Origin of the sequence: Mycobacterium scrofulaceum (genome assembly GCF_001667885.1) — a bacterium.
Lineage (GTDB): Bacteria > Actinomycetota > Actinomycetes > Mycobacteriales > Mycobacteriaceae > Mycobacterium > Mycobacterium scrofulaceum_C.
In genome coordinates this window covers 24,730-39,711 of sequence record NZ_LZJW01000060.1, presented here as the reverse complement: position 1 = coordinate 39,711, position 14,982 = coordinate 24,730, and the positions used below count along the sequence as shown (strand labels likewise).

Below are 14,982 nucleotides of genomic sequence, written 5' to 3'. Positions count from 1 at the left end.
TTTAGCCGCCACCACCCGGCAGGGCGGACGCTGCCGCCGCCGAAAGAATCAGACCGAGGAAATCGCTGGGCAACAGTCACCCGCGCTGGCAGGGTTGCGGTTCGTGCGGGTGTGGCTGAGTGGCTAGGCAGCGGCCTGCAAAGCCGTACACACGGGTTCGAGTCCCGTCACTCGCTCTGTAACAAGATCAGTCGACGAGGTTGGGTGCCGCCCACGATCAGGCACGCCTGCGGTTACGCCTCTTCCGCCACCGCGTCGACGTAGAACCATCGGCCGGCGCGGCGCTCGAAACGACTGCGTTCGCGCAGGCGGTCGCCGCGGCCGGCGGACTGGAACCGGGCCGTGAATTCCACCTCCCCATGGTCGTCGTCCGGGCCGCCCGCGACCGTGTCGACGACCGTGAGGCCGATCCAGGTGATGCCCGGGTCAACGGTCACGTCGGACGGGCGCGTGCGCGGGTGCCACGTGCGAAACAGGTAGTCGCCGTCACCGACGGCAAAGGCGGAGTACCGCGACCGCATCAATTCCTCCGCGGTTCGCGCTTGTCGCTCACCGTGGTGAAGCGGTCCGCAACACGCTGGATAGCGTTCGCCACTGCCGCAGGGGCACGGTTGGTTCATGGGATGATCCTGGCAGACCGTTGCCGCGGCGCGGGGTCCGCGCGTTCCGCGGCACCCGCCCAACTCACCGCTCCGGTCGCCACCTGAGCGGCACGTGAACCGGAAACCAATTATCGAAAATCGCGCTGGGCGCAGGGCTGTAGGGTTTGGGGTACCAGGCTTTGGGCACGTCGCCGCCGTTCCAGTCGAACCAAAAGAACGGGATCTTGGCGAGCCACACTTCAAAGAACATACCCAGCAGATCCCGGGCGAGGTGCGAGGCCGGACACCGGTGCGGCCCTCCCCCAAAACTCCAATTGCGCTGCGGTCCATCGAGTTTGATGCTATGGCCGGACATCTCGTCAGCTTCGTCGCGGTGAACGAATCCGACGCACAACTCGACGGGCGACCCGGCCGGGATCGTTGTTTCACCGATTGTCACGCTGCGGCTGGTGATTCGGGAAACGGTCTTCGCCCCGCCATCCAAGCGCAGCAACTCCTCGATGAACCTGCGTTGCCGATCGGGGTTTTCACGAAGCTCCCGCTGCAGCATCGGCTTTCGCGCCAGCACCGCCAGTCCGGCCCGGATCGCGAACGACACGAAGATGAAGCCGCGGCCCACCGAGGCCATCAGTCCCAGGAGCTCTTCATCGGTCAGCGGCTCGTTGGCGAGCAGGCTGATCACATCGGTGCCGCCCTGCGGATGCCGGCGGATCGCTGCCACCAGCTCTGTGTTGACCGCGTCGGGCGCGGTATGCGTCGGCAGCCCGCAGACCGTGACGAACGCCGCGCGCCAGACAACCTCGGCGACACCCGCACCGTCGCAGCGGTCTAGTTGCGTCTCGACGGCGCCGACGCAGTTTTCGATGATCGTGCGCACCGGCTTGAGCATGTCGCGCGAATTGCCGGGCGTGAACAATTGCTCGACCATGATTTTCCGGTATGGACCGAATGGCCGATTGCCGGGCATGAGCTCACCCTGCCGGCTGGCGAAAACCTCGCCGTCGCGGATGGCGGCCAGGACGTCGTCGCGCCGCCACAGCACGTAGGTGCCGTCCGGCTGCCGCAGCACTCTTTGACCGGAGCGCTCGGCGGCGGCCAGCCAGTCCCGAAAACCCTTGGCCGCTTCTTCGTCCGAACGCATGACTTCCAGCGCGGCGTCGCCACCCGACTCGATCACCGCGCACCACCGACTTCCACGTTCGGCGGTCGCTGCGAGCCAAGCATGACTGGTGCCGCCAGGAACTCCGACGCCAAAGTCTATCGCCGGGACGGCCCGTCGTCGCCGCAACCTTCGCCGGGCTGCGGTTCGCTAGGTGTGGACTTTCCAGCCCGCTAATGGGGTGGGCGCCGCCGGCGCGTTGGGGTCATTGAACTCGATATAGACGTCGCCCTGGTTGACGGCCCCGTCGTAGGCGATGAATCCGTGGGCGGTCTGGCCGTTGGCGACACTGCCCGATCGCAGGGGCGGCGTCTTGTTGATTTTCTGGTAGTCGACGGTCAACGAACCGCGTTCGACGTCCCGGTAAGGGTCCTGCCGCCACGGCGTAGACGCGGCGGTCACGTAGGCCTCGCCATAGCTGAACGGCGTGTCCGACTTCCCGACGATGGTGAGCTCGATGACGCTGCAGCCCCCGCCACTCGCGGTGCAGCCCGACGAGACCCAGCTCGCGTTGTTGAGCGTGACGTCCGCGGTCGCAGCGCTGTATTCCGTGACATGGATGGTGGTGCCGGATTTCCCTGTCGGAAAAGGCGACTGCTGGGGTGTCGGGTCGGCGGCGCCGAGCGGTGCCGTCGCGCAAGCCGCTATCGCGAGCAATGCCGCGACCCCTGCGCTCACCGGAGTCGATATGGCCACCTGCAGACGATAGCGCGAACTGCGGGAGTGGTCGGCGTGGAAGGGCGGGTGTGGCATAAACGCAGTCTTTGCTAGGCGCCCCTGACGAGCGGGTGTCATGATTAGCCGAAACAGGCCAACGGCGACGAGCCATAGGATCAACGACGATGCGCTGCCACCTGCCCAGTCCGACTTCGTAATGGCAATTACCAACGTCGAGTTGAGTTTCCTGCTGGAGGCGTCGCGCCGCGGCCTGCTTCCTCAGGAAGGCCGCATCCTGGAATTCGGCGAAGCCGAGTCGGTGATCGATGCGGCGCAGGCAATCCCGATTCTTCTCCCCGAAGGACCGCGGCGCGACGCGTTGCTGGCCGAGACGGCGCCGGACGGCATGTCTGCGGGCTATGCCGACGCCAAGCGAATCTACAAAGCGTTGTTCAACTACCGCAGCTACAACGCCATCGATCTGCTCCCGCCCAATGAGTATCGCCTGCAGCAAGATCTCAACCTGCCCTTTGATTTGGGGATGAGGTTCGACGTCTGCATCAACAACGGCACGACCGAGCATGTCTTCAATCAAGCCAACTGCTACAAGGCGATTCACGATCACACCGCGCCCGGCGGCGTGATGATCCATTGGACGCCCTGCCTGGGGTGGGTCGACCACGGGTTCTACAACGTCCAGCCGGGATTTTTCCACGACCTGGCGACCGCGAACACCTATGAAATCCTGCTCGCCGCGCTGTCGAGCGAGACCATGATGGTGCCGATGGTGCCCGGCCAGATCACCTCCGAGATCGTGGCCGCCAATCCGGGCATCCGGGACAGCCTCGCCTGCGCCGTCCTACGCAAGACGACGGATGAACCGTTCCACTTTCCCTTGCAGGGGGTCTATTCCTTCATCAAAGGAGTGGCGGCGCTGGCCGATGCACCCCCGCGAGGGAGTGTCGAGGACCAACAGGGGTAAGTGCATCGGCCTCGCCCGAGGCCATGCGGCGACGCCGGGTGCTCTGACCGGAACAGCGCGTGCCTTGCGTTGCGGAATCCGTCTTCGACGAGTCCACCGCTACAGCCCCGACGGCACGGCCTTGCCGTTTACCGTCACCTGGAGCTGATCGGTCTTGGGGTTGTACTCGATTTGGCCGTGCTCGAAGCTCGACACGAGCGAATCGCCGGCCGCGGTTGCGTCGCTGGTCGGGTAGCCCAACGGCCCCGCCGAGCCGTTAGTGCCGGTGACCGCGGGCACGCCCGCCGGATCGCGAGGCACGTTCCACGCTTCCCGAATCTTGCCCAGCGTGATGTATGCCGGCGTGCCGGTGTCGCCGTTCTTCGCGGTGATCACCCCGCCTTGGAACTGTTGGAATACCAGGCCGCTCGGCCGTGTGCCCGCATTGTGGTCACCCGTCAGCGGCTTACCGAGAGCGTTTTTCTGATCCTGGGTGGCCGACGAGTACTTGGCAGCGATCGGTCCGGTGAGCGTTACCTGCACGCCGCGCTCCCCGACAAGCTTCACCTCAGTGGGCGCCGCCGGCGCCTGGGGTGTGGAGGTAACACTCACCCCGCCCTGCTGGGGCGCCGAGGTGCCCACGCTCTTGCCACCGGTGCAGCTCACGGCGACCAGCGCGACAGCGGCCAAGCCGACAACTCCCGCACGGCGGTATGCAACCGTTGGCATCGGCTTCCTCTCGCGTCGTTTCGGTGGCGCAGGCGCCACGGGGGTTATGGCCGCGAACGAACTTACAACGCGGCTGCGGGTCGCACGCCCCCGCCCCGAGAGACACGACAACAGTCGCCCGGTTCTCATGTGCCCATCGTGTCGGGGCTGACCGGCGGCCGGTTGAGATAGGCAGAAAACCGGAAGGCGTTCGCACTGAAGCAGCACGCTCCTACGCTATGGCGGCTGCCGACGCCACGTTCATTGGATTGCTTCCACCACCAGGATAAGGCGCCATGGGGGGCTTGCGGCAAGGCCCGGGTGTTGCTGCATGCTTGCACGTCCCCGCAGTTCTTCCGAAGGATTCCACTTGTCGAAATCGCTTGACGAAGGTCCGTTCTTCCACGGCACGACGGCGCAGTTGCGTGTGGGCGACTTCCTCACCGCCGGTCATCGATCGAATTACCGCCCCGAGATCGTGATGAACCACATCTACTTCACCGCTCTCGTCGACGGCGCCGGCCTCGCCGCGGAGATCGCCGCAGAACTCGCCGGGGGCGAAGCCGTCCCGAGGGTCTACCAAGTTGAGCCGACGGGAGAATTCGAAGACGACCCGAATGTGACCGACAAGAAGTTCCCCGGCAACCCCACACGGTCGTTCCGCAGCACGGCCCCGCTCCGCGTGGTCAGTGAGGTCGCCGAGTGGACGCGACTCACAGCCGAGCAGCTGCAGGCCTGGCGGGAACGCCTGGCCGAGCTCCTCTCAAGCGAGCGCGGCGAAATCATCAATTGAGATTTCATGCAAACCCTGAGCCCTTCGCTGGGATCCCAAGTGAGCCAGAGGTGCGCTGTGTCCGATGTTCAGCGTGGGTCTCCAGCCTGATACCTCTGCTCCGCCACGTTCAACTCCCTCATCCCGGGAGTGTCACGGATCAGCCGAGGTCATACAGACGCTAAGTAGGGCGGGCGGGGCTCGAACCCGCGACCAACGGATTAGCAAACCGCCGATCCGAACGGTTCCGGTTCGATCGTGTTATGCGTTGTTGGACAACCGCTTTCGCGCCATCGTCAGCCTATTGGATCCGGTTAACTCCCAGCGTTTCGCAGTCATTATCGGTGAATAAGCGATGGCTAAGGCACTGCCCTGCTTGCCATCGCCGCAAGCACTTTCGCTCCCGATTTGGCCTGGTCGAGTACCCTTCGCCACGGCAGAGACAGGTTAATGCCCACGCCATCGATGTCGATGTGGCCCCCAAAACTCGGAAGCGTGGCCCGCTGTGTCGTATGCGGTTGCTGGTCGGCGCAAATAAGAAGTCCTCGGGGAACGCCCAGAGCCGAGCAGTACGCAAATAGCTGGTAGACGTCTGGCTGCTGGAAGTCGCCGATGTCATCGGTGCGCTTGTACTTGATGTCGGCGACCGCGACGGCCCTGCCATTCTTCATGATTACCAGGTCGGGCTGCATGCCGACACCGTTAAGCGGTTCGTTCGTGTCGACGACCCTCGCTTGGTCGGTCAATGGCATTCGCATCTGCGATCGCACTTCAAATCCCGCCTCCGACAACTCCTCCCTCACCACGATCTCAACGAAACGCTCGAACACCCGATCCATTTGGACCGTGAATGCGCGTCCGATTGTGCGTCCCTCCTGGTCGCGGAGCGAACGGAAAGACAGAAGAAGCGTCGCGAGCCAGTACGCCGGCTCCCAGTGCGCGGTCAGGTGTGTGAAGTGGACATCACAGCGAAGGTCGACGCCCATAGCGTCTGGTTCGACCGTTGCAAATAGACGACGATGTCGGTCGCGAATCCGTGTGCTGAGCTCCGCGCTTAGCCCAGGGATCGCGAGGGCCACGGCATGCGCCTCTTTCAGTATTCGATTCAACGGGATGTCGTCGGTGTAGTCAGCGAAGCGGCATTCCAGGGGGTAGGGCTGCAGTTGCCGGGAGCGTAACTGCTCGGCGATGTCAATACGCCCGCGAATGGTGGGAAGAGTCTCGGATACCTCGACGTAGTCGCGCGGAAGGCCGAATATCCTCACGCGCTCCATCTCGGCATCGAAGAACTGAACTAGGGATGCGAAGAGATCTTCTGTATGGACGAACGGGAAGTGCTCGGCTGCCCAGCGCAGTCTGCGCGCATAAGAGAGAAGGAAGAAGAGGTCGGGAATGTCCACCTTCGGCTGGATCAGCACGTTCAGCGATGGCAAGACAACCGTGCCGACTTGATTGCCCGCCTTGAGCTGGTAGTTCCCCTCGGCGGTAATACCGAGCTGTAGCGATGCAGCCGTTGATGCAGCGAGATCTCGCGCTTGCCGCGCGTCGAGCGTCAGTTCTTTCTTCTCGAACTCACGAAGGGTGATCGTCGGCCGATCCACTGGCGAGACTCTCCTGTTGAATCCCCGGATGTTTGGACGCGGCAACGGACTTCCTGATCGCTGCGAGGGTGTAAGTCGACAATTTCTGTTCCTGGCCGAAGAGTTGGTCTTGCAGGAAAGGCTCAATGTCAGTTCGCCAAATGCGTTCAAGCCTGTCCTCACCGAGCGCAACGGGGACCGCGGGACCAACTACGGGTGGCCTGGGCATGAAGTAGCTATGGCCGACCTGGAGCTGCTTGCCCGGGAAGTCGGCGGCAAGCTTCTCGTTGAGGCAATCCACCCACTCGGCGAGCTCCAGCATCGACGGCTCGTTAGCCTGAAGCCATCGTCTGAGGAGGCCGTCTAGCGGTGCTACGTTGGGCGCGAGCTCGAGGAAATGGAACCGTCGGCGAAGGGCCGCGTCGATCACCCCGATGGAGCGATCAGCGGTGTTCATCGTCGCCAGGATAACGAGATTGCTCGGTAGCGTGAATCGCCGGTCGTCCGATTTGTCTGGGTACATGAGGTCTACGGATTCGTCACGGTACTCGAGTAGGTAAAGCAGCTCGCCAAAGATCCGTGGGAGGTTGCCTCGGTTAATCTCGTCGATGAGGAGCACGTACAGGTTGTCGCTGTCATCACGGGCCTTCGCAGCGAGCTCGGTAAGCGGGCCATCCTCGGGCTTGTACGTCAGGCCGCTCTTTTCGTTCGCCACCGGCCGGTAGCCACGGACGAAGTCCTCATAGCTGTAGTTCGGGTGGAACTGCACGGTTCGGCGTTGTTGCGGGCTGGGGGCGAGGACCTGCATTAGTCGGTTCGCGATATACGTCTTGCCGGTTCCGGGCGGCCCGTAAAGAACGACCTGGCCCTTCTCGAAGAGCATCTCGCGCAGCTGAACCAGAAACTGATCGTCACTCAGATAAAGTTCGCCGGCGAGCGAGACCAGCGCGGCATCATCAAGCACGGCGGAGGTTTCGCCCCCGTCGATGATTCCCTCTCCAAAAAACTCGGCGACAACATCGCTCGACCAGAAGAGGTATGTCTTCGCCCAATCCCAATCCCATCCGTATTCCTGTGGCAATCGCCGTAGCACGCGGTCCCAAGACTCGAACCGTGCGCCAATTGTTGCGTTGGCCGGTAGCGCGGGGAGCTTCCCGATGCGCTTGAGAAGGCCCTCCTTGATATACATCCGATTCATGCCGCAGTGATCCGCCTCATCTACGAAGCACATGAGCATGCTGGGAACGGCCAGGTCATCTGTGATGTACCGGCGGGGGCGCGGCAAAGCCAGCATGCTGTCGACTCGCGCTGCGACGCCGCCGCTGCCGAAGAGCAACGCCTTCAACGCCTCCCTGAGCTTGGGTAGGTCCTCCTCGAGCGCCCTCCAGGACTCAGTGTTCGCACGCTTCGGTGCCGGAGTCCCTGGGCCAAGCCTGAACAGCCCCGTTTCGGCGTTCGTGTGGCTATCGATTTGGTTAAGGAAGGCGAAAAAGCCGTCGGCCGTCAGCTCGTTAAGCTTGTCTTTCGTGCCGAAGGTCGCCTCGAACGCCGCCTTGGCTGCTTCCCAGCCCCGTCGGTACTTGTCCAGCAACGCCTCGTCGACGGTCTCCTCGAACTTGGAGAGCGCCGCTTCTAATGGATCAACCGGCGGCGGAGAATCGCCGTAAACGAAGTCGATCAATGGACGGACTGCACTAAGCAGCGAGTACATCTCGTCGGCGATGCCGGTGCCGAGTGCGTCAAGCTCATCCGGACCTAAATATCGCGATACGCTTGCGCCGCTCGCCTCTGGAGAGGCGGCATACTTGATCCAGTCGCGAAGACCGTTGAACTCTGAGGCTCCGGGTGCGCTCCGCCACTGCCTGCGTAGCCGGTACTCCGATTCAAGCGCAGCTGCCACGGCATCGCTGACGGAGTCGGGAACCTCCAGCAGGCGTTTCTGGAGTTCGGCGAAGGAAGAAACGAGCCTCTCCCTCTTCGCCGCGTCGGATACTTCCGCCGATCCTGCACCGAGACAGAAGCACAACTCCGCACCGTCCGCACGGATGATAAGGGCAACCTGAAGACCGAAGGACTTATGGCCGGCGGCGGCAGGATAAGAACAACCCCAAAGGTGCGTGGGTGAACGCCCACTTGGACTGGGTAGGGAAGCGTACTTCGTGAGCTGGGTCGTTCCCTCGTATTCAGCTGCTAGCCAGCCGAACAAGTCCACCAGGGAAGACCTGATCTGGCGGAAATGGTCGCGATCCTCTTGTTCGACCTCGGTCGGCCACGCGACCGTTTTGGCGTAACGCTGAAATAGTGCGCAGTCCGCCGCGCGGAATCGCACCGGCGGAGGCGGAGTGGCGATCTTGACCGGGGCTGCGAGACGAGGTGTCGTTGTGGTGCCGGCGTCAGCAACGAAACCGCTGTGAACGTAGGTGCGGCTAGGTCGAGTCGCGATGATCTCTTGCACAGGTCTGCCGTTCCCTGCAGCGAAGAGGCCCTCGCCCGACCACGAGGTGGGCATCGCAATAAAGTCAGCCAGCTTCATAGCCAGGCGCTCCTCGCGTGCTGCGTCACCGGGTGGGAGCAGTTCCGGTTCCGCCTCCACGTCCCCCTTTGATCTGGTGAAGTTTAGAAGTCGCGTTCGCCACGAGTTGCCGGCGGCGTAAAGGTACGCATACGTGTCGATTCCCTGTGCGATTTGCTGGCGGAGCTGCTCAACTTTCTGCTGGGCAACCTCAGTGTTCGTGACCCACCAGACAGCACCCTTGTCATCGGCTATTGCTTTTCGGGTCTCGACAATGCCGGGTCCAGAAAGATCTTCGACCCACGGATAGAACAGATGGGTTGGTTCCATCGTTTCGTGGAACCGGAGCCCAGCCGCGTATGCGGCATCTGAGAACCCGAGGAATCGATCGAGGTCACCACGCAGTTCGTCTTCTGGCGGCATGTGCTCAGGGTCGTACACCTTTGCTAAGGCAGTGCCATTAATGTAGTCGGCTGCTTTTCCATCTTGATTGGTCAGCTTGGGGACCAACGACAAGTCCGCTGCGTCGGGACAGAACTCACGGAGGACTGCAGTCCTTGCGCGAAGCGCGCCAAGGGTTCCCAGCTTCGCGGTGCTGACCCCGAGACACAGGTTTACGAACTTGCCGTCCGACGCGAATAGGTAGATCACACGGGCGTCGGTTTCCGGGTCGTTGTACTCAGTACCTTTTGGCAGCGCCAGAACCCACGGAATGTCAGCCGGGTTTGTCTGCCCCTCGCTGTGCCGCGTGGCATGGCCTGGGGCGAGCTCGTCAATCGCAGAGCGGAGGTCTTTAAGCGCAGCCTGCAGGGCCCTTCGCTCCTGTGGACTGCGATCAGGCTTCGTCAGATTCGCAGCGGTTGCCAGTAAGGAACCCAACGTCGCCATTGACTCTCTTCCCCTCCTTGGCTCGCAACGAAGATCGTACGTGTGTCAGAACCGGCCCGCGATGGCCTTAACATCACTGTTCGGTCGGCGGCTTGTGGGCGGACCTAGCTGCCGGCTCGGTGGTGGGCAGCCTGCCGCCACTCCGGCGATTAGGCCAGATGCTTTCGATCACGCGGCGCGGAAAATGGGCTCAACGTTCGGATGAAACGGACTAGCGCTTGACCAGACGCTTGCGCCTCGATGCCAAGCCCGGGCGCATTGAAGCCAGCGTCTGCATAGTTTGATCCGCCGGAATCCCGGTCGGCGATCTCGAGCTTTACGCCGGTGATTGCTCATCGTCATCGCGGACAAGAGCGAACGTCAATACATAATCAGTCAGAGACAGTCGCACGTCGGTGCCGGACTCGATTACCAACTCCGCCTCCGCGTGATACTTCGGTGGCAGATAGCCGATCAAGCTGCCAGTCGGCGCGATCGCTATGCCGTCCGCTTCAGGCTCAGCGACAAACAGCGCGAGTGGGTAGGGCGGCGTACCAGACGCTTCTTGCGCGATCGAGACGAAGTGGTGATCGGCTTTGAATTGCGACACCTGGGGCATATCGATGCTAGCTGTGCCGTTCAGTAGCAAATCACGCAGAAGACTACTCGAGCGCGGTCTTGCGTACTCGATTAGATCAATAAGATCCAGCTGTGTTGCGGCGAATCTATCGCGCCAGGTGTCAAAAGTTAATCCACCTAGCCATTCCCGAACCTGCTCGGTGGGCACTTCCTCTTCGACAGCGACCTTCGCGACAGTGTTGGCCAGCTCTCGGGAGCGAACGTTAGCTGTTATCAATTCGACCGCCAGATTGCTCGATACACCATAACGCATATAAGTACCTAATTCGACGCATAGCTCCAGGGGTTGTCCTGCTTCAAGTAGATATTCATTCACGCGCGTGATCAGCACCGAGCTGAGCCAGGCGAAATAATGCTCGCAGAAATCTGAAACCGTGTCGACCGCCATTTCGAGTCGCCATCCACGATCCTGGACAGTATAAAATATGTCATTGGCGATCGCGGGGATCGGTACACCAGAAATCCACGCATGGAGAAAGTTGCCAACATCGATGTCGACCTCCGGGGCATTCCAGTAGTCTCGTACTCGAAATCTCCACTCTCGAGGACTTTCGGGAAGGTCAGCTAGCTGCGTCCAAATTCCCATTGCCTCAAACAATGCCAGCGTGACGTATGGATCCGACAGATCGTCGATATGCTGACGGCTGACAACTTCAGCGGCTAGTTCGTGCGCGATTTTGTCCAGCTGTCTTGCACTATTGACCGACGTGCCCATGCGCGCCCAGGAACGTCGCGACGAATCGTCGGTGTCGATGAATTGTTGAGCTGTAAGTTGCGCTACACGCAGGAAGCGCGCTTGTGTCGGCTCGGGAAGTTGTGAGAAAGCAAGAGTCGAATGAAGAAGTGGAATTAGTCCGTCACTTATTGCACTAGACAATTCGATTGTTCCGGCAGCGAGGGCAAACCATATAAAAGCTTGAAAATCAGCTACACTACCTCGTGCCGACATGGCGGCGTCGTAACTACTCGCAAATTCATGCTCGAAGATCTCGAGTTCTTCCAGGACATCTTCTCTAGTCAGCACAGATCTGGCCGCGAGCTCATCCACATCTGGCTCGAAGTTATCTAATCCGGTGGAACTCATGCCGCGGTAATCAGCCATGACAACCCATCCTTCGGTCTCGAGCACCGCGCGGCCGGCTCGCCCGATTGCGTTTAGCAGCCTCGGCCCAGACATTTTTTGGTCTTCCGGCTGGTTCGGGTAATGACTCGGATTCAGGACGACAGTACGGACTGGAAGGTTCACTCCATCTGTGAGGGTGCTCGTTGATACCAGATAGTTCAACTCCCCCGACCGAACCGCATCTTCAATGGTTTCGAGGAGATCCGACGGTAAACCCGCGTGGTGATATGCCACTCCACGTTCAAGAGCCGACACTAACGGATGGTCATCTCCCAACTTTAACCGCGAAGCCAGAACGAGCCGTGAAACACTCGGATCCGGGGGAAGGGTCGCGGCGATCGCCGCGGCCATATTTCGAGCAGCCTTGCGTTCATCACACACCACTAGAACGGATCCTGCGTGTCCGAGGAAGCTAACCATTTGGGCGAGCATCCGATACTTCGGCGTACTGTGGCCCGACTCAGGCGCAAACGCGCGCACGCCGGATGCCGTAGCTCTATATGCGACTTCGCCGAGCGGATCGCGCGTCGTAAGAAGGATCGTATTCTGGCCGGTAGGTTTCAGACGGAACACTCCCTGCGCCTGAAAGATGAGTCTTCTAACGTAATCAGCCATTGCACCGCTCGCGCGTACGCTTTCCACTCGAGGCGGCACATTGGGGTCATTTCGGACACCGAATAACGCGGTTAATCGGCGCGGCCCTCGCCACTCCGATTCGAACAATTCACCTTCGCCCGTCGGATCTATCCACGAGCGAATCTGCGCCGCGTTCCCGAGCGCAGCACTCAAGAGCACAATCTGCTGGTCCGAATCTATCGTTCGCCAGTGAAGGTACGAGATAAGGCTCTCGAGCAAGAAGCCGCGACCCTTCTCCCGTATCTGGTGAGCTTCGTCGAAGACAAACATCCCAAACGATGCAAGGACTTCATCAGCATTTTCACGAAGCGAATGCGCTAAACGCTCCGGCGTCATTATGGCGATCGCCGACTCTCGGTCCAGGACCGCAGGAGAAGCGACTAACTGTTTTAGAAGTTCAGCCAGAGGTCCAGTGGTAGGAAAACCGTGATCCGGTCCAACGCGTGCCGTTTCGCGGGCCAGCAATCGCAGCCGACGTACGACTGCTGTGCGAACCTCACGTCCGAGACTACGCTGCGGTGCGACGTAGCAAACGCCAGTTCCTTGGGTCGCTAGATGCTGAACCATAAGCAACTGTGCAATAAGTGTCTTACCTGCACTCGTGGGCACACCGACGACCAATCGCTTCGCTGAGGCCAAATCGGCTGCTTTGCCTTCCGGCGCTAATAACTTGCGCTGAGGTGGCCAAAGAGTAAGGATTTGGGGTGCCGTCATTGTGAAGGCCTGTTTGGCCGCGTCGGGAGTGCCGTCGGGAAGGATCGACCAGACACTTCCCTGTGATACCGCGTCGCCTATAGATCTCAGATGTGACGCGACCCACCGCGCTATGTGATCGTGCCCCGCGTGCTCATCGGAAACCGCCCGATCTAACGCTTCGCGGGCTCGTTCCAGACGTGCAACGATTCCGCGTCGTAAGTACTGGAGCAAGTCGTAGCATGCGTTAACTACAAGAATAGTCGGCCCGAAGATCGTAGCCGATGGATCGTTCGTGCCAAGTCGGCGCGAGAATGACGCTATCTCGCGACTCCACTGGCGTAACCGTGCCGCCGCATCCCCGGCGTTTAGGCTTAGGAAAGAAACGCCCGCAGCTAGGGCCACTGTCGGCAGCCGGTCGCTCATAACTGTTCGATCCGTTGAAATCAAAAGTGGAGTCATCCGCCGACCGATCGCGCCAGCGTTCGGCTCGCCTCCGCTTCGATGGAAGCCCACCTGAGAGGCGAAAGCCCTCTGCAGAGTTTCCTGTTCGTCAACGCCTGGAAGCATGCAGGCCAGATCGAAGATATGTGCACTAACTGCAAAGGCCTGCCGCTGCTGCTGTGTTGAATACAGTTGCAATCTCTCACTGGCGCTTGCGACCCCGTGTAAGTACCACGCAGCACCAATGAGATCATGGCCTACGTCTCCCTGTCCGATGAAGAGCTGCACTTCCGCTTCGGCTAATAGTTGTTGCAGCCGAGCCGGCGTAGGAAGAGCGCCGGACTCGAATACATCGGTGAGTCTTGGATCTCCAAATCCGATTGCATCGGAAATTAAATCTAAATTTAGAGAGGCATCCACACGCGGTCTCTTACATTGTCAGCGAACTCAGTGAAATCGCCGATTCCTGAGACAAGCCCTTCGATCTGAGAAGCTGAAAGCAATTTTGGGAATGACTTAGCCACGCGGCTAAAGCATCGTTTAGGTACCTTCGAATCAGTAGTGGTAACTGAAATACCTATCCCAGACTGACGGCTTCCTCGCACCCAGAGCAGCGCCAGTTCTCCATAAAGTCTCTGTACGTCTTCGCTAAGTGCAGCGCTACCAGCTCTTGCAATGCTGGTAGCTTGTGCTAAGTATTTAAGAGCTGATTCTTTCAGCTGCGCAGTCGCTTCTCCGACCGAATTAGACACAGGGCCTGACCCAACGTTTTGCTTTATCTCCCACAGCCGGAATTCAAGTTCATCGTTCTTCTTCCAAATCGCCAGACTATCGGGACCAGGTTTCGTCGGATGCCAGTCGGGACCTTCAACACGTACAAGTGACCGTCCAGCCTGCGACCCTACTCTTTCCGCAAGAAGATAGAACAGGAACTCCGCAAGCCATCCGCGCCTGTGTTTGCCGTCTCGGGGCGCATCAGGGAGCCCAAACGCGTGTTCAACGTAGGCCCGAAACAGCTCCGTCTCTTCGCTGGAAAGCTTGGCTCCCGCGGTTACAGCTTGGACCCAGCTATTGTGCACGGCTGGTGTGCCGACACATCTCCAAGCGACTGCTGCATTAGCGATGGCACACGCGGCCAGCTCGAGCGAGGCGGTGTCAACTGCTGCAAGTCGTGCAGTTTGCCATTCGGCTGTTCGGGTACCTGAGCCTTCCGCGTAAGTGAAAAGTTCGGCAAGTTCTAGATGGATGTCCGGCTTGGTTGTGCAAGTGCAACCGAACAGTACTCCGGTCGACGGCTGAGCACCCCCCTGGGCTACCACAGTGCGAATTATGTACAAACTCGAGCGTACAGAAAAGGGGGCGCACCGACTGTGCGCCTAAAGAGGATGGCGATTCTATGGGGTAAGCGGCTCCGACGGAGGGCTGAGTCATCTCCAGCTTTCGGCTCGGCCGACCGACTGGCGCGAGCGTTTTGGCTACTGCCTTCCACCGATCCCTGATGCGGGAGCCTGTCAACGTGGATCGGGCTCGAAGTCTGCACACAGGCAGGGGGGACGGACTGCTCAACTCGGCTCGGCCACAATTTCTCAAATCTTACATTTGAGACGAAAGCGTCGAGTTCGATTCTGG

The 14,982-nt window shown here is 60.5% G+C and carries 9 protein-coding genes and 1 tRNA gene; 3 read left to right on the top strand and 7 right to left on the bottom strand.

Going from position 1 to position 14,982, the window contains the following annotated elements; all coding sequences use genetic code 11:
* Positions 1-105 precede the first annotated feature (105 nt).
* A tRNA-Cys gene (locus A5681_RS08385) sits at positions 106-176 on the top strand.
* Positions 177-233: 57 nt separating this feature from the next.
* Here A5681_RS08385 and A5681_RS08380 read toward each other — a convergent pair.
* The 3 genes from A5681_RS08380 to A5681_RS08370 form a co-directional block, all read right to left on the bottom strand.
* Positions 234-620: a YchJ family protein gene (locus A5681_RS08380; protein ID WP_067272056.1), complete on the bottom strand. Its 387-nt coding sequence runs from the start codon at positions 618-620 to the stop codon at positions 234-236.
* 64 nt (positions 621-684) lie between these two features.
* A complete protein-coding gene (locus tag A5681_RS08375; protein WP_156737903.1) occupies positions 685-1,671 on the bottom strand; it encodes a cytochrome P450 in 987 nt (328 codons plus the stop codon).
* 240 nt (positions 1,672-1,911) lie between these two features.
* Entirely contained in the window at positions 1,912-2,451 is a 540-nt protein-coding gene (locus A5681_RS08370) for a hypothetical protein (protein WP_331710645.1), read from the bottom strand.
* A 184-nt stretch (positions 2,452-2,635) separates the two neighbouring features.
* Here A5681_RS08370 and A5681_RS08365 point away from each other — a divergent pair, with 184 nt between their 5' ends.
* The gene (locus A5681_RS08365) at positions 2,636-3,400 is read left to right on the top strand and encodes a hypothetical protein (RefSeq protein ID WP_067272046.1); all 765 of its coding nucleotides are present in this window, start codon (positions 2,636-2,638) and stop codon (positions 3,398-3,400) included.
* Between the two features lie 99 nt (positions 3,401-3,499).
* Here A5681_RS08365 and A5681_RS08360 read toward each other — a convergent pair whose 3' ends face one another.
* Positions 3,500-4,108: an LGFP repeat-containing protein gene (locus tag A5681_RS08360; protein WP_067272043.1), complete on the bottom strand. Its 609-nt coding sequence runs from the start codon at positions 4,106-4,108 to the stop codon at positions 3,500-3,502.
* Between the two features lie 349 nt (positions 4,109-4,457).
* On the opposite strand from A5681_RS08360, the gene arr reads away from it, so the two are divergent.
* Positions 4,458-4,880: an NAD(+)--rifampin ADP-ribosyltransferase gene (gene arr, locus A5681_RS08355; protein ID WP_156737902.1), complete on the top strand. Its 423-nt coding sequence runs from the start codon at positions 4,458-4,460 to the stop codon at positions 4,878-4,880.
* 338 nt (positions 4,881-5,218) lie between these two features.
* Here arr and A5681_RS08350 read toward each other — a convergent pair whose 3' ends face one another.
* The 3 genes from A5681_RS08350 to A5681_RS26415 all read right to left on the bottom strand — a co-directional run bounded on the left by A5681_RS08350 (position 5,219) and on the right by A5681_RS26415 (position 12,930).
* Positions 5,219-6,460, bottom strand: coding sequence for an McrC family protein (locus A5681_RS08350; RefSeq protein ID WP_067272036.1), 1,242 nt, complete (start codon positions 6,458-6,460; stop codon positions 5,219-5,221).
* Positions 6,432-9,839 (bottom strand): MrcB family domain-containing protein, encoded by a 3,408-nt coding sequence (locus A5681_RS08345; protein WP_067272032.1) that lies wholly within the window; start codon positions 9,837-9,839, stop codon positions 6,432-6,434. The genes A5681_RS08350 and A5681_RS08345 overlap by 29 nt, the downstream gene beginning before the upstream one ends.
* A gap of 316 nt (positions 9,840-10,155) precedes the next feature.
* Complete coding sequence (locus tag A5681_RS26415; protein WP_197498547.1) at positions 10,156-12,930, bottom strand: DEAD/DEAH box helicase; 2,775 nt, start codon at positions 12,928-12,930, stop codon at positions 10,156-10,158.
* Positions 12,931-14,982 lie beyond the last annotated feature (2,052 nt).

What these genes read in the sequence shown, in the direction of transcription:
- A5681_RS08380 (WP_067272056.1), bottom strand. Translation starts at nt 620, where the DNA reads ATGAACCAACCGTGCCCCTGCGGCAGTGGCGAACGCTATCCAGCGTGT.
- A5681_RS08365 (WP_067272046.1), top strand. Translation starts at nt 2,636, where the DNA reads ATGGCAATTACCAACGTCGAGTTGAGTTTCCTGCTGGAGGCGTCGCGC.
- A5681_RS08360 (WP_067272043.1), bottom strand. Translation starts at nt 4,108, where the DNA reads ATGCCAACGGTTGCATACCGCCGTGCGGGAGTTGTCGGCTTGGCCGCT.
- A5681_RS08345 (WP_067272032.1), bottom strand. Translation starts at nt 9,839, where the DNA reads ATGGCGACGTTGGGTTCCTTACTGGCAACCGCTGCGAATCTGACGAAG.
- A5681_RS26415 (WP_197498547.1), bottom strand. Translation starts at nt 12,930, where the DNA reads ATGACGGCACCCCAAATCCTTACTCTTTGGCCACCTCAGCGCAAGTTA.